This window comes from Sporosarcina sp. YIM B06819 (genome assembly GCF_033485175.1).
Lineage (GTDB): Bacteria > Bacillota > Bacilli > Bacillales_A > Planococcaceae > Sporosarcina.
On record NZ_JAWLIQ010000013.1, the window covers coordinates 105089 to 125872 of the forward strand.

Below are 20784 nucleotides of genomic sequence, written 5' to 3' on the forward strand. Positions count from 1 at the left end.
TTCAATCAATTCGATTGAGCATTCGCAGACCATTTAAGATAACAAGAATTGTACTTCCTTCATGACCGATGACGCCAAGAGGTAAATCAACAACTTGCATAAAGTTTGAAACGATAAGAATGGTGATGACCACGATAGAAAAAATGACATTCTGTTTGACAATTCGCTGCATTTTACGGGATAGCTTGATGGCATAAGCAATGCGCGTTAAATCATTTCGCATCAGAACGATATCTGCAGTTTCGAGTGCAACATCAGTCCCTTCGCCCATCGCAATGCCAGATGTTGCGGTTGCCAGTGCTGGGGCGTCATTGATGCCGTCTCCTACCATGGCGACATTTTTGTATTCAGTAAGAAGCCGTTTTAGATGGTCGACTTTTGTTTCGGGTAAACATTCAGCGACGTAAGAATCGAGCCCGGCTTCTTTGGCGATGGCAGCTGCTGTTTTTTCGTTATCGCCGGTTAGCATCACGGTTAATATACCTGCATTTTTCAGGTCTTTAATAGCCTGAACAGCTTCGGAACGTAATGTATCTTGTAAAGCGGCAGCAGCAATGATTCCCTTGCTATCTTTCATAAAAATAACGGTTTTTCCTTCATCTGCTAGCGCCAAAGCGATGCCTTGTTGAAATTCTTGCGCTAGTTTATTGCCAACAAAACGTGGGTTACCTACAAGGTATTCTCCGTTATCCGTGAATGCTCGGATTCCATGACCTGGGACGTCCTCGATTTGAATATTACGTGACAATGGTATCGCTTTGTCGGCCGCATAATTTGTAATGGCAACGGCGAGAGGGTGATTCGATTGGGATTCGATACTTGCCAGCAATGCCAATACTTCATCCGGATTTACGCCATCACGAACAAGGAAGTCAGTGACGACAGGTTTACCATTGGTAAGTGTTCCTGTTTTGTCGAAGGCAATCGTTTTAATGGAACCAAGGTGTTCAAGATGAACGCCGCCCTTGAACAGCACGCCTCGTTTCGCCGCGTTAGAGACCGCTGCGAGCGTTGCAGGCATGATGGATGCGACTAGGGCACAGGGAGACGCAACAACGAGTAGGACGATGGCACGGTAAATCGTCGTCGTCCAATCCCAACCGAATAGGTAGTGGGGGAGGACCATCATGAAAAGTACCGTAAAGATAACGCCTTTGACATACGTACCCTCGAATTTTTCGATGAATTGCTGGGAAGGTGACTTTTCACTTTGTGCGCTTTGGACGAGCGTAATGATTTTATGGAAAAGTGTTTCAGAGCTCGGTTTGGTCATCTCCATTTGGATAGCGCCACTTAAGTTGACGGTGCCTGCAAATAATTCATCACCCGTTTCTTTTGTAACGGGAATTGATTCACCATTAATGGCTGACATATCGATAGATGTAGTGCCGTAAGTGATGGCACCATCGGCTGGAATCCGTTCGCCAGGTTTGACGAGGAGAATGGATCCGACCTTTAGTGTAGCGGTTGGCACTTTGATTTCGGTTCCGTCTTGTTTAATAAGCCAAGCTTCCTCTGGCTGTAGCTCCATGAGTGCTGAAATTTCCTTATGGCTTTTGTTCAATGTGTACGTTTCAAGAGCACCACTAATTGCGAAGATGAAAATCAAGATGGCACCTTCTGCCCAGTAGCCAATAATGGCAGACCCGAGTGCCGCGAAAACCATTAGCATTTCGACGTTTAACGCTTTGTTTTTGATTGTTTCTTCGATGCCTTCCTTCGCTTTGGCAAATCCACCGATTAAAAAAGCAATGATGTAAAGGGTAACGGAAAAGGTATCTGTGTCATTGTTCCTCATCAACCATGCGATGCCAATCAAGATACCGGAACTAATGGCAGCGATGAGTTCGAGATGTTCTAACCAATTGATAGATGTGTTTTTTTGTTTTTCACTGATAATTGTCATATGAAAACCCTCCTTAATTGATAATGAGTATCACTTTCATAACTCTATATAAAGTACAAAAGTCGGTTCCCCTGTTAGGGAACCGACTAATTAATATAAACTATAAAGTAATAATTATTATTGTTTATAGTATATCATGTCGAAAGGGAAAGTGTTACAGATTAGCTTGAGGAGGTGGAGTTGCAATTAGAATCCGCTGGGGCATTTAACAGGCGAGTGCCAGACACCGTTTTCCAATCTCATGGACTTTTCTATGCGCTAGCACAAACCTTGAACAAGGTGTAGTGGTGTCAGGCGCTCGGTTACAGCACAAAAATGCACCACACTCCGAGCATACAAAAATGCCCTGCATCCGGAAATAGCTCCGATGCAGGGCATTATTCGTTTAGCTAAACACTTTCTCTTTAAATTGTGCTAGTTTTTCAAGTGATGATTTATCAACGTCGGCATGTAAGCTGTTGCCGTGTGAGTCCATTGTGACAACCGCGGTGAAATCTTCGACACGAAGATGCCACATTGCTTCAGGGATTCCGAATTGGAGAAGGTCAACGCCTTCAACAGCTTTGATGCAGTCTGCATAATATTGTGCAGCTCCGCCAATTGCGTTTAGATAGACGCCGCCGTGTTCTTCAAGTGCAGCAAGTGTTTTAGGACCCATGCCGCCTTTACCGATGACCGCACGAATACCAAATTTCTTCATAATATCGCCTTGGTATGGTTCTTCGCGGGCCGAAGTTGTTGGACCTGCTGCTTTGATTTCATAGCCGCCATCATCTTTTTTCAATACAACCGGACCGCAGTGGTAAATGATGTGCCCGTTTAAATCGACCGGTGATTCATTTTCGGAAAGATATTTATGAATTGCATCGCGACCTGTAAACATGCGACCCGAGATTTTAACAACATCTCCGACTTTTAAGTCTCGGATTTGTTCTTCAGAAATTGGTGCAGTCAGCTCTACTGTACGAGCAGATGGTTGCTCCTCTTCTTGTGTGTCCTGTTGTGTGAAGGCAATTTTTTCACCTTCGTTATAATGCCAGTTTGTAATTTCACCAGATGTTGCATCGATATCAATTGCCATCCGACGATATGCCCAGCAGTTATAAGCGACAGAGACGAAGAAGCTTGCTGGGAGACGGTGCATGACCCCTACTTTACAACCAAGAAGGGTTGCTTCGCCGCCGAAGCCCATTGTTCCAATACCAAGTTTGTTTGCAGACTCTAGAATATATGCTTCAAGCTCTGCTAATTGAGCATCTGGATTCACATCGTCCACTGAACGGAATAGTTGTTCTTTTGCCAAGTCATAACCAGAAGCGCGGTCGCCACCAATGCCAACGCCGATGAAACCAGCTGAACAGCCTTGTCCTTGTGCTTGATAGACAGAGTGTAAAACACATTTACGGATGCCATCCAAGTCGCGTCCGGCGCGCCCAAGACCTTCAAGCTCAGTAGGTAGGCTATATTGAATGTTTTTATTCTCACAGCCGCCGCCTTTAAGGATGAGTTTTACTTCGATATGGTCTTGCTCCCATTGTTCAAATTTCATGACAGGAACACCTTCACCGAGGTTGTCGCCGCTATTATCACCAGTTAAAGAATCAACGGCATTTGGGCGTAGTTTCGTCTCTTTTGTCGCTTGAACAATTGCTCGCTTGATGGCAGCTTTGATTTCAAGCTGGTTGACGCCAACAGGTGTTTTGATTTTGAATGTTGGCATGCCTGTATCCTGACAGATAGGCGACATTTTTTCGTCGGCCATATTGATATTTTGGGCAATCGTATCAAGGCTCATCGCCGCACGCGTACCCGCATCTTCCTGCTGTCTTGCTGCAAGGATTTTCCGACGGACGTCTTTTGGAAGATTTGTTGACGTTTCACAAATGAGGTCATACATACTTTTCTCGAATTGTTCTATGTACATGCTCAGTTCCCCCTATATAATTAATTATTTGATTTTATCTTTTCGACTTGTTCTTCAAGTTCGTCAATCATACTGATGAGGCGGTCGATTTCTTGTAAATCAGCTGTTTCAGGTTCAATTGTATCAAGGGTTTCAAGGAATTGATGGAAGCGTGATTTCAATCCATCAACCTGGTTAAGATCTTGTGGTTTGTCCAATCCGTACACCTCTTTTCATTACTGTAATCGTAAACGAAAAAAGAGGATTTTTCAACTTACTGTGGCCATTAGTGCCAATATGTAATAGAGCTTTAGAAATAATTAATAAATAAATTTAACTGAATCTTTACAATTGGTGAACTACGTGCTATGATACTTGTAATCAAATGAAAGGGAGGGCGTAGAGTAGAGGCGAATCGAATCCTGTTGTGAAGGAGGGGATCCGTAAGTGTCCACCGGCTAGATGCCGAAAGACGACTACGACTTATGTTAATGGAAAATGATAACGAAGGTTCAATTCATACGTAAAGGCTCAGCCGTAATCTGATTATCAGATATGGACTGGGCCTTTATTGATGTCAAATATATCAAATGCCGTCATTTCGTAGTTCCCGTATGCTAAAATCATACAAGGATTAGCATAATTAGGGAGCGTTAGAACTATGGATAATTTTTCGCAAGTAGAGAAGAAACGTTTTTGGATACTGGTCATCATCGTGTCAATCTCAGGATTTTCGCAAGGGATGTTATTGCCGCTCATTTCAGCCATTTTCGAACGCGACGGTGTGTCGAGTGCGTTGAATGGATTGAATGCGACAGGCTTATATATAGGGACGCTTCTTGTATCCCCATTCATGGAAGCACCACTACGCCGTTTTGGCTATAAACCAATCATCATCGGTGGTGGGATACTTGTTTTTGTGTCATTACTCTTATTTCCGTTATGGAAAAGTGTTGTGTTTTGGTACATATTAAGATTATTGATAGGCATTGGTGATCATGCACTGCATTTTTCTACACAGACATGGATTACGAGTTTTTCATCTCAGCAACGACTAGGTCGTAATATTGCGATATACGGTTTGTCGTTTGGCACAGGATTTGCGGTAGGACCGCTGTTTGTGCCGCTTGTCAATATTTTTGAAGGATTGCCTTTCATTGTTTCAGGTATTCTTTGTATGTTCGCATGGTCGCTTGTTTTCAGATTGAAAAATGATTTCCCGGATGTGATAAAGGGGAAGGCAGCTGAAGAACGATTCTTTACACGTTTCAAGGCAACGATTACTGTTGCCTGGCTCGCATTTCTTGGTCCATTCGGCTATGGATTTTTGGAATCCTCTCTCAATGCGATGTATCCCGTGTACGCATTAAGAAGTGGCATAGATCTTACATCTATCTCGTTTATTTTAGTGTCATTTTCCTTTGGCGGTATGGTTTCACAACTACCTCTTGGGATATTGTCCGATAAAATCGGCAGGCGTCCGGTCTTTCTCATGGCACTTGGCGGAGGTGCGGTGTCTTTTTTCGTGGCAAGTATAGTGGAAACATCTACAATTGCCGTTATGTCGCTGTTTTTCATAGCTGGTCTTTTCGTCGGCTCTATTTTTTCGCTCGGTATTTCGTATATGTCTGAATTGACACCAAAGCAATTGCTACCAACAGGAAATTTATTATGTGGCATCTTTTTTAGTATCGGCAGCTTGACGGGGCCATTTCTAGGCGGTCTTTTTCTTGAAAAGGAAGCAAATTTTAGCTTTTTATTGCTCATCTCAATATTCTTGGGGGCCTTGTTCGCAATTTCTCTAATAGGGAGAATAAAATCTAACAGTCCAGTGGCATAAGAAAAGCGTCCAAAGTCGGACGCTTTTCTTTACCTTAAAATCGAATGAATGTTTTCATATTCCAACACCAAATCATCGAGTGAATGGAAAGAGTAACCGGCTTTCTTGGCGTCGCGGATAAAATCAGGCAATGCTTGTGCATTATCAGGTGATACCGTGTGCATTAAAATGACGGCACCAGGATGAAGCTGGGTCATCAATTCATTGTACGCAAAATCACGACCGCGGGGCTTATCTCTATGCCAGTCAATGAAGGCAACTGACCAGAAAATATGGCGGTAGCCCAGTTCGTTACCTTTGGCGAGCACGTTGTCATTAAATACGCCTGCTGGTGGTCTTGTATAGACTGTACGTTTTACGCCGGTAAGTTCATATAAAAGTTTGTCGAACTTTCTCCAATCATTCTCCATACCTTGCTCAGATAGAGTCGTCAGGTTCGGGTGATCATACGTATGGTTTCCAATGCCGTGACCGTCTTTTATCATTCGTTTGACAATGGGTGTTGCGCTTTTTAAATAATGTCCAGTCAAAAAAAATGTTGCAGGAACATCTTCTTTTTTCAACGTATCTAAAATACTTTCCGTGTAGCCATTCTCGTAACCGTTATCGAACGTCAAATAGGCAATTTTTTCATCGGGCTTCCCTTTGTAAATAGCACCATGCTTATCGAGCATCGAATCGAGTGCAGCACCTGCATTTGGTGGGACACCATCCGTTGCTTTTTTAAATCCCCAGTGAAATTCCTCTGCTGCTGTAGAGAAGGGATTGAATATAAATCCGGCTAAAATGATACACGCAGCCAATAAAATTCCAAGGCCATGCCGTTTGAACATAAAAAACGCACCTTCCTTTTTTCGTAGGATGTGCGTTAGGCGATAATTTATACGTCTTCTAGTAGGATGTTTTTTAACGCCGATTCAAGATCAGGAAATTTGAATTCAAAACCGTTGTCGGCTAACTTTTTGGGTAAGACATGTTGTCCTTCGAGGACGAGTGCACTTTTTTTGCCAAGCACTGCCTTCATGACAAATGAAGGGACGGGGAACCAATGTGGACGATGTAGCACGGAGCTAATTGTTTTGCCAAAGTCGTCCATCCGTTTCGGAAACGGTGATGTCGTGTTGACTGGACCTTGTATGTGATTGTTGTCAATGGCAAATCTGATTGCCCGAACGACATCATCTATATGTACCCAGGATAGCCATTGTCTGCCGGAACCAACTTTACCGCCTGCAAATAATTTGTAGGGCAATACCATGGGCGGCAGGGCTCCGTCACCTTTTCCAAGAACAACGCCAAAACGCATGAAGACGGCCCGTGTACCTTCAGATTCAACTAATGCCGCTCTCTTTTCCCAGTCTGCTACTGTTTGTGCAAGGAAATCATCGCCAATCACCGTGTCTGCTTCTGTATAGAATGTGCTTTCTGAAGCTGGGTAAATACCAATCGCACTTGCATTGATGAGGACAGAAGGTTTGGTTGATAAAGCAGAGATGATGCGCAACAACTCATCTGTCGCTACCATTCGACTGTCGTAAATTTGTTGTTTATGTTCAGCGTTCCAACGCCCTGCATTAATTGACACACCAGCAAGATTGACGAAAGCATCTGCTGAGCCAATCGCTATTTCTGGAGTAGCCCCTTCCTGAAGCCACTGAACGTAACTGATGTTAGCAGCTCCTTTTTTATCTTTCCTCGACAAGATGACTACGTCATGCCCTTCATTGACAAGGAAATCTGTTAACTTTTTTCCGATAAAACCAGAGCCACCTGCAATGACAATCTTCATACTTTCAACACCTCCGAATAGTATTCTATACCCCATTAAGCTGAACCTGAACGCAAGAACATGTATACTGATAGAGAGTAGGGGGTTATATGAAAAATGCCTATCATTACGAAGATAACACAACAGAAAAAAGATAACGAACGATACAATATTTTCCTTGATGAAAAGTATGCCTATAGTGTCCATGAATCTGTACTTGTTAAATTTGGCTTAACTAAAGGAATGGTGCTGGAAGACTGGTCCATTGATGATATGGTTTATGAAGACGAAATTCGCAAAGCGTTTAATCGTGCGCTCCATTATCTCGGTTTTAGAATGCGCAGCGAGTTTGAAGTAAAGAAAAAGCTGTTGGACCTTGAGTATGGTGAAGCCATTGTGAATGAAGCGATTATCAAATTGAAAGAACTAGGCTTTTTGAATGATGAAACATTTTCAGAAGCTCTCCTGCAAACAAAGAAGAATTCATCGAGTCAAGGTCCAAGGGCCATTCAGCAGGAGATGCATAAAAAAGGGATTGAGAAGGAGTTGCAAGATAAAGTGCTTGAATCGTATCCAGAAGCGGAACAGCTACAAATTGCAACCAAGCTCGCAGAAAAGGCAGCCAATGCCAACCGTTCTGTAGCCCCATCACAATTGAAACAAAAAATCCAAAATGCCTTGCTACGTAAAGGCTATTCATTTGATATTATTAAACAAGCGCTTGATAACGTCGACTTCGAGCGGGAAGACGATGAATGGACAAGCATCACTGAGTCAATGGGGGAGAAGGCATGGCGTCGGTATAGTTCAAAGTTTAGTGGGCGCAACTTACATAACCGAGTGAAACAGGCGATGTACCAAAAAGGTATTCCGTTTGACCGGATAGATGCATTTATTGAAAAGAAGGAGAATGAGGAAGATGGAGAATGAAAAAAAATATAGTCAGATGACAGAACATGAGTTACGTACGGAAATCGGCAAGATTATGGAAAAGGCACGAAAAGCTGAGCAACTTGGCATGGTGAATGAGTATGCGGTTTATCAACGCAAAGCAGTTATGGCACAATCGTATTTAATTGACCCGGCGACCATCGTCAAGGATGAAATTTACCGTATTGATGGAGACGAGGGAGTCTTTTTCCATGTGGATTACTTAAAAGGACGATTTGCTTGGGGGTATAGACTAGGCGGCGAACGCGCAATGGAGGCATTGCCAATTGCGATGTTGAAGACGGTTAAAGAAGGAAAATAAAAAAGGCTATAGCACAGCCTTTTTTATTGTCTAGACACCGGGCTCCAGATGCTCGGAGGCTCACAGGAGATGAGTTACGCAGTGGGGAAGGATTGAACTGCATCCTTCCTTGTTGCCAATCGAACTGCGGAGGGTTCGATTTGCCGTATTTCTGTGCTTTTTGCAGAAATTAAGGCACATATTCAGGATACGGCGTACTTAGACTGCGTTCCTTTATTCAAGCGCCCTACGCTTTTCTCATGAATTCGGAGCGAAATTCAATTTTTTTCGCAGCTTATCCTCAGAGAAAATCCAGCCTGTATAGGAATTAACGATGTTGAGTTCTTTATCGACATGTGCAACTGCGACAAAGGGATAATACCCTTTGCTCCGGTAGCGCAAATCGATGAGGCGTACTTCGCATAAGTCACCAACGCTTGTGACGGACCAGCGATAAATCGGAGAAAACGATATGAATGCCTCGATATTTTTATCACACATAGCTACGTCAATTTCAGGTGATTTTGGCATGGGCATTCGTTCAAATCGGTCATAAATATTAACGGACCTTCCGTAAGCTCGCCCAACATAATGACATGTCTCAGAGGATGCAGCGATTCTCCATTGGAAAAAACGCATCGTTGGTGCAATGATAATTTCCGTTGCATCGGGAACTGTATTGTGAACGGCTTTTTTTACTGCGGATTTAATCGCAAAGCGCAGTAGATAATAAAAGAAAATGACCACGTAGGTTGCTAAAATTGTATAGACTGGATTGGCGCCAAATCCCCAAAAAATGATGGCGATGGCGTGTAAGGTGAAGATGATAGGATCGAATGTATTGATGACTCCGATAGCGACCCATTTGTTTGAAAAGGGTCGTAATGCTTGTGTACCATACGAATTAAAAATATCGACGAAGACATGCAGAAAAACGGCGAGAAATGTCCACGCCCATAGGTGAATGAAGTTAGCACCGGGTGTTATAAAGGATAACAATATCGTGATGATGAGCGGCCATAATAACACTGCGGGGATGGAATGTGTAATTCCCCGATGATTCCGAATATAGACGGCGTTATTTCTTAATTTTAAAACGGTGTCGACATCTGGGATAAGCGAACCGACGATGACGCCTGCCACGACAGCACTTAACGTAGCGGTGTCGGTTGAAACGACAGGGTCTGCTAGTGCTAGACCGCCGAGTGCAATACCCATGACAATATGTGTTCCAGTATCCAAGTGATCACTCCCTCAGCCTGAGATTAACGGCAGGCATAAAAGTACGTTGCTATCTAATAAGTATATACCCTTTTCCGATTAACAGTAAGCATATGTGATAAGGAGTAAATCATGCAGATTATTAAGAAAAAAGAAGAATTCCGCGAATCCCTTCTTTCCTGGTATCATCGTGAAAAAAGGGATTTGCCATGGCGTAATACATCAGACCCTTATTATATATGGGTTTCTGAGGTTATGTTGCAACAAACAAGAGTTGATACGGTGATCCCTTATTATGAGCGATTCATCGACAGTTTTCCAACGATGGAAGCACTTGCAGATGCAGATGAAAATGATTTGTTGAAAATGTGGGAAGGACTAGGTTATTATTCGCGCGCAAGAAATTTGCAGGCGGGAGTCCGAGAAGTTGTTGAAAGTTATGGCGGGGAAGTACCGGATACGCGTAAAGAGATTTCTACGTTAAAAGGTGTTGGGCCATATACAGCTGGCGCAGTACTTAGCATTGCTTATGGTGTTCCAGAGCATGCTGTCGATGGAAATGTCATGCGCGTAATGTCCAGACTCCTTCTTATAGAAGATGATATTGCGATTCCACGTACGAAAAAGATTTTCGAGGATGTCGTAATGGATTTAATCGACAAAAAAGATCCTTCTTCCTTCAATCAAGGATTAATGGAGCTTGGAGCGACGATTTGCACACCGAAGCCAAAATGCCTACTATGTCCTGTGCGTGATTTTTGCACCGCTTTTCATGAAGGAAGGCAGGAAGAGTTGCCTGTCAAGACGAAGAAAACAACGATGAAAGTGATTCCAGTGGCGTCATTTGCAATACAGAATGAGCAGGGGGAGTGGTTATTAAGACAAAGACCCGCGAAAGGTTTGCTTGCGGGATTGTGGGAATTCCCGATGATTGAGTTACTGGATGGCAAGACGCTGCCAGAAAAAGTGAAAGAACAATTTGATATTGAGCTGGAGGAATTTGTTGAACTACTATCATTTAAACATATCTTTTCTCATATTACGTGGGAGATGAAAAGCTTTAAGGCACGAATGACAGAGGCGGAAACGATTCCGAAAGGCTTCAAATTTTTTACAAATCAAGAGGTCGAAGCATTGCCGAAGCCTGTGCCTGTCATAAAAATATGGGAAGAAATTAAACGGGGGGAATAATGGATGGCTAATAATAAAGTGGCGTTAGTAACTGGAAGCTCAAGAGGATTAGGGAAGGCGCTAGCCATTGAGCTGGCAAAACAAGGTTATGATATCGTCGTGAACTATGCGCGTAGTCGATCTGCCGCGGAAGAGACCGTAAAAGAAATTGAAGCGCTCGGTAGAAAAGCAATGATGATTCGTGCTAATGTTGGCGATGTTGCTAAGTTGCGCGTCATGTTTGAACAAGTGAAAGAGGAATTTGGACGCCTAGATGTCTTCGTATCGAATGCAGCATCAGGCGTGTTACGTCCTGTTATGGAGCTAGAAGAATCGCACTGGGATTGGACGATGAATATTAACGCGAAGGCGATGCTATTTGGCGCACAGGAAGCGGCAAAGCTAATGGACAAGGGTGGTAAGATCCTTGGGGTTAGTTCGCTTGGTTCAATTCGTTATCTTGAAAACTATACGACAGTTGGCGTTTCGAAAGCGGCGATTGAGTCGATTACGCGCTATCTTGCTGTTGAACTTGCTCCAAAAGGTATTGCGGTGAACACGGTGTCAGGAGGAGCACTTGATACAGAGGCATTGAAGCATTTTCCAAATCGCGAAGAAGTGTTAGAAGATGCACGTATCAATACGCCAGCAGGTCGCATGGTTGAAATAGAAGATATGGTAAAAACCGCAATGTTCCTTATTTCGGATGGCGCAGATATGATCCGTGGACAAACGATTATCGTTGATGGCGGTCGCTCTATATTATTGTAAAGAATTCCAATGGGATAGAAAATGAACTTCTTGCACATGTTAGTGTGTACGGAGGTGAAAATCCATTGAAAAACAATAACTCGAATCAAACGAATGCGAACAAAGTGAAGAAACAAAATCAGCTATCACAACAAAACCAATCATATACCCCGATGGCTGAAGAGTTTGGATCTGAAACAGATGTAAATGAAGTTCGCAAACAAAACCAACAATCTGAAGCAAACAAGAAAAATGCTTCCGGAACGCGCGCGAACAACTATGAAAACGGCATGAAATAAGTGGATGGACATCACCGGCCGACAGAAGCTAACTGCTTCTGTCGGTTTTCTTATCTTCATTCAGCAGAAGACCTTACCTCTATCCTTCCCCCTGTAGGCCCCTAGCTCGAAAAATCTGGAGGCAATTACGCCAAGGCGTAATTCATACATAAAAATAAGAAAAAAGGATTATAAGATTTCAAATTTCACTGTTCTGTTGGTATAATGATGAAATAATGAGAGCTTCGAAATTTTCCGGCAACTAAAGGGTGGGTATAATCATGGCGATTGCTACAGAAGGAGAAACGATACAAGTACATAGTTACAAACATAACGGTAGCATTCATCGTGTTTGGCAAGAAACAGTCGTATTGAAAGGAACTCGCAATATTGTCATTGGTGCGAATGAGCGGACGCTCGTTACGGAAGCGGACGGTCGCACATGGTTAACGCGCGAACCTTCTATTTGCTATTTCCATGCCGAGCATTGGTTCAATATTATTTGTATGTTAAGAGAAGATGGCGTTTATTATTACGTCAATATGAGTTCACCATTCGTCTACGATAACAAATCATTGAAGTATATCGATTATGATCTCGATGTAAAGGTGTTCCCTGATATGAGTTATATGATTCTTGATGAGGATGAATATGCAGATCATAAGAAACAGATGGAATATCCAGATGTTATTGATCAGATTATGAAAAGAAATATGACGACGTTGCTAAATTGGATCAAGCAACGTCGGGGACCGTTCGCTCCCGACTTCATTGAAGTATGGACGTCTAGGTATGCGTTTTACAAGCAGGTCAAGAACAGTAAGTGAAAAAAGCCTGACCGCGATTGTTTTGCGGCAGGCTCTTTTTATGAGGAGGTTACAAGAATGGGTGACAGTATTAAACGCTATATGAAGTTCGTGAAGCCGTACAATGGACTCATCCTATTGACGATTCTTTTGGGGATTATCAAATTTGCGATTCCGCTTTTTATCCCCATACTGATTAAGATTATTATTGATGATGTGATTGGATCGGAAGTACTGACGAAAGCAGAAATGACAAGTCAATTATTTTACTGGCTTGGTGGAACGGCACTGTTGTTTTTCATCGCTCGGCCACCAGTCGAATATTATCGACAATATTACGCGCAGTATGTCAGCAACAAAATATTGTATGATATCCGCCAGGTATTGTACGGTCATTTACAAAAACTAAGCCTGAGTTATTACTCGAATACGCGGGCAGGGGAAGTCATTTCACGTGTTATCAATGACGTGGAGCAAACAAAGAACTTTGTCATGATTGGGTTGATGAATGTCTGGCTTGATTTGGCGACAATCATAATCGCAATTGTGATTATGTTAACGTTGGACATTCCACTGACAATTGTTACATTGCTAGCATTTCCTTTCTATGCCTATAGTGTCAAACATTTTTTCGGCAAGCTACGGGAACTGACGCGCAAACGATCACAAGCCTTAGCAAATGTGCAAAGTTACTTACATGAACGCGTTTCAGGCGTCAGTGTCATCAAAAGTTTTGCACTGGAAGAAAAAGAGCAGAAGAACTTTGATGAGGTAAACGGTCAGTTTCTTGATAAGGCCATCGATCATACAAAATGGAATGCTAAAGCATTTGCTGTCGTTAATACAATCACAGATGTTGCACCTTTACTTGTCCTTGCCTATGCAGGTTATCAGGTCATAAACGGCTCGTTATCCGTCGGAACGATGGTAGCATTTATTGCTTATATTGACAGGTTATATAGTCCACTTCGTCGACTTGTGAATTCATCGACATCATTGACACAATCATTTGCTTCGATGGACCGTGTTTTTGAATTGATGGAGGAGAAGTATGATATTACGGATAAGGAAAATGCGGTCGAACTTCCACCGATAAGTGGGAAAATCGAGTTTGACAAAGTTCGCTTTTCTTATGAGCAAGATGGGGAAGTTGTTTTGAATGATATTGATTTCACTGTCAATCCTGGAGAAACGGTCGCATTTGTTGGGATGAGTGGCGGCGGGAAGTCGACGGTTATTAGTTTAATTCCCCGATTCTTTGATGTTACAGGCGGGACTGTACGAATAGATGGTTATGATTTACGAGATGTGACAGTGAAATCATTGCGCAATCAAATCGGTATCGTTTTACAGGACAATATTTTATTTAGTGATTCTGTAAAAAGTAATATATTGATGGGCAATCCTGATGCGTCAGATGAGGAAGTGATTACTGCTGCAAAAGCAGCGAATGCACATGACTTCATTGAGTCATTACCACTTGGCTATGATACAACAGTCGGAGAACGTGGAGTGAAATTATCGGGTGGGCAGAAGCAACGGATTGCAATTGCTCGGGTCTTCTTGAAAAATCCACCGCTTCTCGTGCTGGATGAAGCAACGTCAGCACTCGATCTTGAAAGTGAGGCGCTCATTCAAGAGTCGTTGGAAAGACTCGCAAATGACCGAACTACACTCGTAGTTGCACACAGATTATCTACAATTACGCATGCCGATAAGATTTTAGTGATTGATTCGGGAGAGTTAAAAGAGATGGGAACACATGAGCAGCTGATGAAAGAGCAAGGGATTTACTATGGATTATTCCAAGTACAAATGCTCGGTCAATAAAGACAAGCCTAAAGATGTTCAAGTATTGGATTGGCGTATGATAGTATAAGTTATATAATAAGTAGGTTGGCGTTCAGGAACAATTTATCGTCCAGCACGTTTAGTATAGGCGATAGAAAACAGATGGAGGTTTTTTTATGAGAAAAATGACGTCTAGGTCATTTGCTTTGATAGTAATGCTTGTCCTTTCGATGATACTGGTAGCATGTAGTTCGTCGGATTCGGATAATGATACTACGCAAGAAAACAGGAAAAAAATATTGACTTACGGACATAGTGGGAGCGCTTCTTCACTTGATCCTGCTCATATGAAGGAAGGAGATTCCTTTGTCGTTATTGCCAATATGTATGAGACGCTGGTGAACCTTGGGGAGCAAGATACAACGGTTGTTCCTGGTTTAGCAGAAAAGTGGGAGTCTACGGATGATGGTTTGACGTATACGTTTAAGCTAAGACAAGATGTTAAATTTCATGATGAAACAGATTTTAATGCAGATGCTGTTGTGAGTAACTTTGAACGTTGGAGTAATGGCAACGCAGAAGACTTCTTTTACTATGGCTTAGTTTTCGATGGCTTCAAAAAAGATGGGGGTTCTGTTATAAAATCTGTGAAGGCTGATGGTGACGATACTGTCATTATCGAGTTAAATTACCCGCAAGAATCATTTTTAAAAAATCTAACGATGAATCCATTTTCAATGGTAAGTCCAACATCGTTGGAACAAGCCGAGATTGACACTGAAAACATTCCTGTGGGTACAGGGCCGTTTAAATTTGGCGAAGGGAAGTTGAACGAAACCATTACACTGGTGAAATTTGAAGGGTATTGGCAAGAAGAATTGCCGAAGCTCAACAAAATTGTTTTTAAGTCAATTCCGAACAATATTGCACGCCTGAATGCATTGATAGCCAAGGATATCGATTTAGCTGATAGCATCAATCCAGCAGACAGGCTGGAAATTGCCAACGATGAAGACTTACAATTTTTTGAACGCCCGTTTGTAGAAAATATTTATGAAAATGTTTCATCCATTCCAAATGTCAATTCATTACCACTTCTTGGCGCGACAAAAGAGTTGTTAGGTTTTGTACCACGATTGACAGGTTTTGATGTATTGTCGAAAGTACAGTTTGAATTACAACTAGAGGAAGATTGAAAAAAGCTATCCGATCCAAGAATTTTTCTTGGGTAACGGATAGCTTTTTTTATTTCCAAACAATGAATATATGAAAATAGTATTGTGTTTATTCGGAACAATTGTATAATGGTGATAACTTTAAATTTTGGATTTAATAGATTGAGAAAAAGGTGATCTGATGAGTGAGAGGAAGATAGTCCTCGAAGTGAAAGATTTACAGACGACCTTTTTTACGGATTCAGGGGAAATACCGGCTGTGGATCATGTTGATTTTCATGTGAAAGAAGGAGAGATTCTTGGGATTGTTGGTGAATCCGGCTGCGGTAAAAGTGTAACGTCTCTTTCTATCATGGGGCTTATACCGAAGCCGCCTGGGAAAATTGTTGGTGGGGAAATTCTTTTTGAGGGCAAAGATTTATTAGAGATGTCGGAAAGGCAAATGAGACATATTCGTGGCAATGACATTGCGATGATATTCCAAGAGCCGATGACGTCATTGAATCCGTTGTTCACCATTGGCAATCAGATGATCGAGGCTATTTTGATTCATGAAAAGGGCTGGAGTAAAAAAAAGGCGGCAATTCGTGCGATTGACATGCTGAAACTTGTCGGGCTGCCTCGGGCGGAAGGAATTATGAAAGACTATCCTCACCAATTATCAGGTGGAATGCGGCAAAGAGTGATGATTGCGATGGCGCTTGTTTGTGATCCTAAAGTGTTGATTGCAGATGAACCGACAACTGCTCTTGACGTGACGATTCAAGCGCAAATTTTGAAGTTGATGAGAGAATTGAATACGAGATTGAATACAGCTGTGCTTCTTATCACGCATGATTTGGGTGTTGTGGCAGAAACATGTGAACGCGTCATTGTCATGTATGCAGGGCAAATTATTGAAGAAGCATCAGCTAAGCAAATTTTCGATGACCCTCAACATCCCTATACTAAAGGGTTGATTCAGTCAGTGCCTGATATGCGGTATAAAAAAGATCGACTTTATTCCATTCCGGGAAGCGTTCCTAAACCTGGTTCGATTCGACAAGGTTGCCGATTTGCAGAGAGATGTGAATTTGCGTTTGACCGTTGCCAGAAGGAAAACCCTGAATTATATGAAACTTCGGATGTTCATCAAACACGATGCTTCTTATACGATGGAGAAGGGGTGGGAGTAAATGACGACAAAGCCCTTATTGAAAGTTGAAGGTTTAAAAAAGTATTTTCCTATTAAAAAAGGGCTACTTGGCAAAACAGTTGGCTATGTCAAAGCAGTAGATGATGTATCGTTTTATGTCAATGAAGGCGAAACGCTTGGCATCGTTGGTGAGTCGGGCTGTGGTAAATCGACAACTGGCCGGATGCTGATGCGACTACTGGAACCGACTGAGGGGACGGTAGAATTTGATGGTAAAGAGTTAACGTCTTTATCTACTGAAGAAATGAGGAAAACGAGACGAGAAATTCAAATGGTGTTTCAAGACCCATATGCATCCTTGAATCCGCGTCATACGATTGAGAAGATTTTGGAAGAGCCGCTGATCGTTCACGGTATAAGCAATTCGAAAGAGCGTAAAAAGAAAGTGCATGAATTTTTGGAGGTTGTTGGGTTAAGTGCTTACCATGCGAAGCGCTATCCTCATCAGTTTAGTGGAGGGCAAAGGCAACGAATTGGCATTGCCCGTGCGTTAATGACAAATCCTAAATTGATCATTGCGGACGAGCCTGTATCGGCATTGGATGTTTCTATTCAAGCGCAAGTATTAAATTTGATGCAGGATTTGCAAAAGGATTTCAAACTTACTTATATTTTCATCGCCCATGATTTAGGCGTTGTCCGTCATATTAGTGACCGTGTCGGTGTAATGTATTTGGGGAAAATGGTGGAGATTGCGGAAAGTGAACAGCTATATAAGGAAGCGCTTCATCCTTACACACAGGCGCTATTATCGGCCGTGCCTGTACCGGATCCAGATTTCAAAAAAGAGCAGGTTATTCTTGAAGGGGATATTCCGAATCCGGCAAATCCACCGTCAGGTTGCACATTCCATACGCGCTGTCCGTTTAAAATGGACGTGTGTATGAAAGTTGTACCGTCGCTTATTGAACATTCTTCGGGTCATTCTGTCGCTTGTCACCTTTACAGTGAACAAATCGGCAATGATATAAAACAGAAACAGATGGAGGGGTCAGTATGAATAAAAGAAAGTTATGGTCGTTCGGCATGATGTTGCTACTGGTACTTTCAGCAGCTCTTGCAGCCTGTGCATCACCTGGTGGCGAAAAGCCAGAAGAAACGAAGAGCGAAGGTGAAGGAAAGGTTGTTAGCGAAAACGTCAAAGATACATTGGTATTTGGACGCGGTGGTGATTCTTCTTCACTGGATCCATCCCGTGTTACTGAAGGGGAATCCTTCAAGGTTACAGTTAATCTTTACGAAACGCTTCTGAACTTCGGGGAGCAGGACACGGCGGTTAACCCAGGACTTGCAACAGAATGGGCGCCGAGTGAAGATGGTTTAACATATACGTTCAAACTGCGTGAAGGCGTTAAGTTCCATGATGGAACTGACTTTAATGCTGACGCGGTCGTAAAAAACTTTGAGCGTTGGGCTAATGGGAATGCAGAAAAATTCCCATATTACAACACAACATTCGGTGGCTTTAAAGGTGATGAAGGTCATGTTATTGAGTCGATTACAGCAGACGGTGCTAATACAGTCGTAATAAAATTGACGCGCCCGCAAGCACCATTCTTAAAAAATCTTGCAATGAGTATGTTTGCGATTGCAAGTCCAACAGCATTTGAACAAGGTGACGATCAGTTTGAAAGAAATCCAGTTGGTACTGGGCCATTCAAATTTGTTGAATGGAAGCCAAATGAAACGATTACAATTGAGAAGTTTGATGATTATTGGCAAGAAGGATTACCAAAGCTCAACAAAATTATTTTCCGTTCAATTCCTGACAATACAGCACGTTTGAATGCATTGATGAGTGGAGAAATCGAATTAGCAGATGGTATTAACCCATCTGATGGTCAAGCGATTGAAGGCAATGCTGATTTACAGTTGTTTGAACGTCCTTCCATGAACGTTGGTTACCTAGGCTTGACAGTTACACGTCCTCCTTTCGATAAGAAAGAAGTACGTCAAGCGATTAACTATGCGATTGATAAACAATCTATCGTCGATGCATTTTTTGAAGGGCGCGCAAATGTTGCAAAAAATCCAATGCCTCCATCCATTTCAGGCTATAACGATGATATCAAAGGCTACGAATATAATCCTGAAAAAGCAAAAGAACTTCTGGCACAAGCGGGCCTAGCGGATGGTTTTGAAATGGAACTATGGGCAATGCCTGTTCCACGCCCATACATGCCAGACGGTAAAAAAGTTGCTGAAGTTATCCAGAAAAATCTTGCAGATATCGGCGTCAAAGCCAGCATTGTATCACATGAGTGGGCAACTTACTTGGACCTTGCAAGTAAAGGAGATGCTGATGCATTCATGCTAGGTTGGACGGGTGATAACGGAGATGCAGATAACTTCCTATACGCTTTGCTAGATGAAGACAATATCGGAAGTAACAACTACACGTATTTCTCAAATGATGAGATGCACAAGTTATTAATCGAAGCACAAACTGAGGTAGATGAAGAAAAACGTAATGAGCTTTACAAAAAAGCACAGGAAATTATTCATGAGGAAGCTCCATGGGTACCACTTGCTCACTCAACTCCGCTTCTTGGAGGATCTAAAGATTTAACAGGTTTCGTTCCAGGCCCAATTGCCTCGGATTTATTATCAAAAGTAGAATTCAAGTAAAAGATTGTAAGAATTGAATGGAAAGGAAGAGGTCTTTCGGATTTCTTCCTTTTCTCTTTCATTTGATGGATACATATAAGTTGATAGAAGAGTTGGAGAGGTGAAAAATTATGCTCAGCTATATTGGGAAAAGGTTGCTGCAGCTCATTCCTGTCCTACTTGGGATGACGTTCATCGTATTCATGATCATCCGGGCCATTCCGGGTAATCCCGCACAGGTTATTCTCGGGCAACAGGCAAGTAAAGAGGCTGTTGAGGCATTGACGATTAAGCTTGGACTCGATAATCCGTGGTATATTCAATATTTTCGTTACCTGGGCGATTTGCTCCAAGGTAATTTAGGCGAATCGATGAGAACGCGAGCACCTGTTGCAGATGAAATATGGCCATATTTTGCGGCTACTTTTGAATTGGCTCTGTTTGCCATCATTATTGCTATTGTTATCGGTGTTAATGCTGGAATTATTTCAGCATGGTTCCAAAATTCTTGGTTTGATTATACAGCAATGATTTTAGCACTTGTTGGGGTGTCAATGCCTATTTTTTGGCTTGGTCTCATGGGGCAATGGGTGTTTGCATTGGAGCTGCATTGGCTACCAACGACTGGCCGGATGGAAGTTCGTGATCCGATAAGTCCAATAACGAATCTCTATGTGCTCGATACCATTATTCAAGGGCGTTTTGATCAGTTATGGCAAGTGATTCGCCACCTTATTTTACCTGGCTTGGCGCTGGCGACAATTCCGATGGCGATTATTGCGCGGATGACGCGCTCCAGTATGCTTGAGGTCATGCGGGCGGATTATGTGCGTACGGCGCGGGCAAAAGGACAAAAAATGTTTTGGGTTGTTTATAAACATGCATTGAAAAATGCAATCATTCCAGTGTTGACGATTATTGGTTTGCAAATGGGGATGCTCCTTGGCGGTGCTATTTTGACAGAATCCATTTTTGCTTGGCCTGGTATTGGTCGCTATATTTACGATGCCATCGGTGCAAGGGATTATCCAGTTATCCAATCAGGCATTCTTATTGTTGCATTCTTCTTCGTCATGATTAACCTGATTGTTGACTTGTTGTACGGTCTTATCGATCCGAGGATTAAATATGACTGAGGAAGGG

At 42.4% G+C, this 20784-nt stretch carries 19 protein-coding genes; 13 read left to right on the plus strand and 6 right to left on the minus strand.

Annotation, left to right across the window (positions count from 1 at the left end; all coding sequences use genetic code 11):
- Nucleotide 1: 1 nt before the first annotated feature.
- From R2B72_RS10570 to R2B72_RS10580, 3 genes are all read right to left on the minus strand, one after another.
- The gene (locus tag R2B72_RS10570; protein WP_318616485.1) at nucleotides 2-1906 is read right to left on the minus strand and encodes a heavy metal translocating P-type ATPase; all 1905 of its coding nucleotides are present in this window, start codon (nucleotides 1904-1906) and stop codon (nucleotides 2-4) included.
- 385 nt (nucleotides 1907-2291) lie between these two features.
- Nucleotides 2292-3830, minus strand: coding sequence for a fumarate hydratase (locus R2B72_RS10575; RefSeq protein ID WP_318616487.1), 1539 nt, complete (start codon nucleotides 3828-3830; stop codon nucleotides 2292-2294).
- Nucleotides 3831-3850: 20 nt separating this feature from the next.
- A complete protein-coding gene (locus tag R2B72_RS10580) occupies nucleotides 3851-4027 on the minus strand; it encodes an SE1561 family protein (protein ID WP_318616489.1) in 177 nt (58 codons plus the stop codon).
- A gap of 443 nt (nucleotides 4028-4470) precedes the next feature.
- On the opposite strand from R2B72_RS10580, the gene R2B72_RS10585 reads away from it, so the two are divergent.
- On the plus strand, nucleotides 4471-5649 hold the full coding sequence (locus R2B72_RS10585; protein ID WP_318616490.1) for an MFS transporter: 1179 nt from the start codon (nucleotides 4471-4473) through the stop codon (nucleotides 5647-5649).
- A gap of 29 nt (nucleotides 5650-5678) precedes the next feature.
- Here the strand turns inward: R2B72_RS10585 and R2B72_RS10590 are convergent, their stop codons facing one another.
- A complete protein-coding gene (locus R2B72_RS10590) occupies nucleotides 5679-6482 on the minus strand; it encodes a polysaccharide deacetylase family protein (RefSeq protein ID WP_318616491.1) in 804 nt (267 codons plus the stop codon).
- 47 nt (nucleotides 6483-6529) lie between these two features.
- Nucleotides 6530-7438 carry a TIGR01777 family oxidoreductase gene (locus tag R2B72_RS10595; RefSeq protein WP_318616492.1) on the minus strand — a complete coding sequence of 303 codons (909 nt, stop codon included), beginning with the start codon at nucleotides 7436-7438 and terminating at the stop codon, nucleotides 6530-6532.
- A gap of 96 nt (nucleotides 7439-7534) precedes the next feature.
- On the opposite strand from R2B72_RS10595, the gene recX reads away from it, so the two are divergent.
- Nucleotides 7535-8347 carry a recombination regulator RecX gene (gene recX / locus R2B72_RS10600; RefSeq protein WP_318616493.1) on the plus strand — a complete coding sequence of 271 codons (813 nt, stop codon included), beginning with the start codon at nucleotides 7535-7537 and terminating at the stop codon, nucleotides 8345-8347.
- Nucleotides 8337-8669: a YfhH family protein gene (locus R2B72_RS10605; protein ID WP_318616494.1), complete on the plus strand. Its 333-nt coding sequence runs from the start codon at nucleotides 8337-8339 to the stop codon at nucleotides 8667-8669. The genes recX and R2B72_RS10605 overlap by 11 nt, the downstream gene beginning before the upstream one ends.
- Nucleotides 8670-8906: 237 nt before the next feature.
- Here R2B72_RS10605 and R2B72_RS10610 read toward each other — a convergent pair whose 3' ends face one another.
- A complete protein-coding gene (locus R2B72_RS10610) occupies nucleotides 8907-9890 on the minus strand; it encodes a metal-dependent hydrolase (protein WP_318616495.1) in 984 nt (327 codons plus the stop codon).
- Nucleotides 9891-10001: 111 nt separating this feature from the next.
- On the opposite strand from R2B72_RS10610, the gene mutY reads away from it, so the two are divergent.
- From mutY to R2B72_RS10660, 10 genes are all read left to right on the plus strand, one after another.
- Complete coding sequence (gene mutY, locus R2B72_RS10615) at nucleotides 10002-11060, plus strand: A/G-specific adenine glycosylase (RefSeq protein ID WP_318616496.1); 1059 nt, start codon at nucleotides 10002-10004, stop codon at nucleotides 11058-11060.
- A gap of 3 nt (nucleotides 11061-11063) precedes the next feature.
- A complete protein-coding gene (fabL, locus tag R2B72_RS10620; RefSeq protein WP_318616497.1) occupies nucleotides 11064-11810 on the plus strand; it encodes an enoyl-[acyl-carrier-protein] reductase FabL in 747 nt (248 codons plus the stop codon).
- 65 nt (nucleotides 11811-11875) lie between these two features.
- Entirely contained in the window at nucleotides 11876-12088 is a 213-nt protein-coding gene (locus R2B72_RS10625) for a gamma-type small acid-soluble spore protein (protein WP_318616498.1), read from the plus strand.
- 260 nt (nucleotides 12089-12348) lie between these two features.
- Entirely contained in the window at nucleotides 12349-12894 is a 546-nt protein-coding gene (locus R2B72_RS10630) for a DUF402 domain-containing protein (protein ID WP_318616499.1), read from the plus strand.
- Nucleotides 12895-12951: 57 nt separating this feature from the next.
- Complete coding sequence (locus R2B72_RS10635) at nucleotides 12952-14703, plus strand: ABC transporter ATP-binding protein (protein WP_318616500.1); 1752 nt, start codon at nucleotides 12952-12954, stop codon at nucleotides 14701-14703.
- 137 nt (nucleotides 14704-14840) lie between these two features.
- On the plus strand, nucleotides 14841-15860 hold the full coding sequence (locus tag R2B72_RS10640; protein WP_318616501.1) for an ABC transporter substrate-binding protein: 1020 nt from the start codon (nucleotides 14841-14843) through the stop codon (nucleotides 15858-15860).
- Between the two features lie 160 nt (nucleotides 15861-16020).
- On the plus strand, nucleotides 16021-17043 hold the full coding sequence (locus R2B72_RS10645) for an ABC transporter ATP-binding protein (RefSeq protein ID WP_318616502.1): 1023 nt from the start codon (nucleotides 16021-16023) through the stop codon (nucleotides 17041-17043).
- The gene (locus R2B72_RS10650) at nucleotides 17015-18034 is read left to right on the plus strand and encodes a dipeptide ABC transporter ATP-binding protein (protein WP_318616503.1); all 1020 of its coding nucleotides are present in this window, start codon (nucleotides 17015-17017) and stop codon (nucleotides 18032-18034) included. Before R2B72_RS10645 ends, R2B72_RS10650 begins: the two co-directional genes overlap by 29 nt.
- Entirely contained in the window at nucleotides 18031-19662 is a 1632-nt protein-coding gene (locus R2B72_RS10655; RefSeq protein ID WP_318616504.1) for an ABC transporter substrate-binding protein, read from the plus strand. Before R2B72_RS10650 ends, R2B72_RS10655 begins: the two co-directional genes overlap by 4 nt.
- 110 nt (nucleotides 19663-19772) lie before the next feature.
- Nucleotides 19773-20777 (plus strand): ABC transporter permease, encoded by a 1005-nt coding sequence (locus tag R2B72_RS10660; RefSeq protein ID WP_318616505.1) that lies wholly within the window; start codon nucleotides 19773-19775, stop codon nucleotides 20775-20777.
- The last annotated feature ends 7 nt before the right edge of the window (nucleotides 20778-20784 follow it).

Coding starts and splice junctions, on each gene's coding strand:
- R2B72_RS10570 (WP_318616485.1), bottom strand. CDS start 1,906: ATGACAATTATCAGTGAAAAACAAAAAAACACATCTATCAATTGGTTA.
- R2B72_RS10575 (WP_318616487.1), bottom strand. CDS start 3,830: ATGTACATAGAACAATTCGAGAAAAGTATGTATGACCTCATTTGTGAA.
- R2B72_RS10585 (WP_318616490.1), top strand. CDS start 4,471: ATGGATAATTTTTCGCAAGTAGAGAAGAAACGTTTTTGGATACTGGTC.
- R2B72_RS10590 (WP_318616491.1), bottom strand. CDS start 6,482: ATGTTCAAACGGCATGGCCTTGGAATTTTATTGGCTGCGTGTATCATT.
- R2B72_RS10595 (WP_318616492.1), bottom strand. CDS start 7,438: ATGAAGATTGTCATTGCAGGTGGCTCTGGTTTTATCGGAAAAAAGTTA.
- recX (WP_318616493.1), top strand. CDS start 7,535: ATGCCTATCATTACGAAGATAACACAACAGAAAAAAGATAACGAACGA.
- R2B72_RS10605 (WP_318616494.1), top strand. CDS start 8,337: ATGGAGAATGAAAAAAAATATAGTCAGATGACAGAACATGAGTTACGT.
- mutY (WP_318616496.1), top strand. CDS start 10,002: ATGCAGATTATTAAGAAAAAAGAAGAATTCCGCGAATCCCTTCTTTCC.
- fabL (WP_318616497.1), top strand. CDS start 11,064: ATGGCTAATAATAAAGTGGCGTTAGTAACTGGAAGCTCAAGAGGATTA.
- R2B72_RS10630 (WP_318616499.1), top strand. CDS start 12,349: ATGGCGATTGCTACAGAAGGAGAAACGATACAAGTACATAGTTACAAA.
- R2B72_RS10635 (WP_318616500.1), top strand. CDS start 12,952: ATGGGTGACAGTATTAAACGCTATATGAAGTTCGTGAAGCCGTACAAT.
- R2B72_RS10640 (WP_318616501.1), top strand. CDS start 14,841: ATGAGAAAAATGACGTCTAGGTCATTTGCTTTGATAGTAATGCTTGTC.
- R2B72_RS10645 (WP_318616502.1), top strand. CDS start 16,021: ATGAGTGAGAGGAAGATAGTCCTCGAAGTGAAAGATTTACAGACGACC.
- R2B72_RS10650 (WP_318616503.1), top strand. CDS start 17,015: ATGACGACAAAGCCCTTATTGAAAGTTGAAGGTTTAAAAAAGTATTTT.
- R2B72_RS10655 (WP_318616504.1), top strand. CDS start 18,031: ATGAATAAAAGAAAGTTATGGTCGTTCGGCATGATGTTGCTACTGGTA.
- R2B72_RS10660 (WP_318616505.1), top strand. CDS start 19,773: ATGCTCAGCTATATTGGGAAAAGGTTGCTGCAGCTCATTCCTGTCCTA.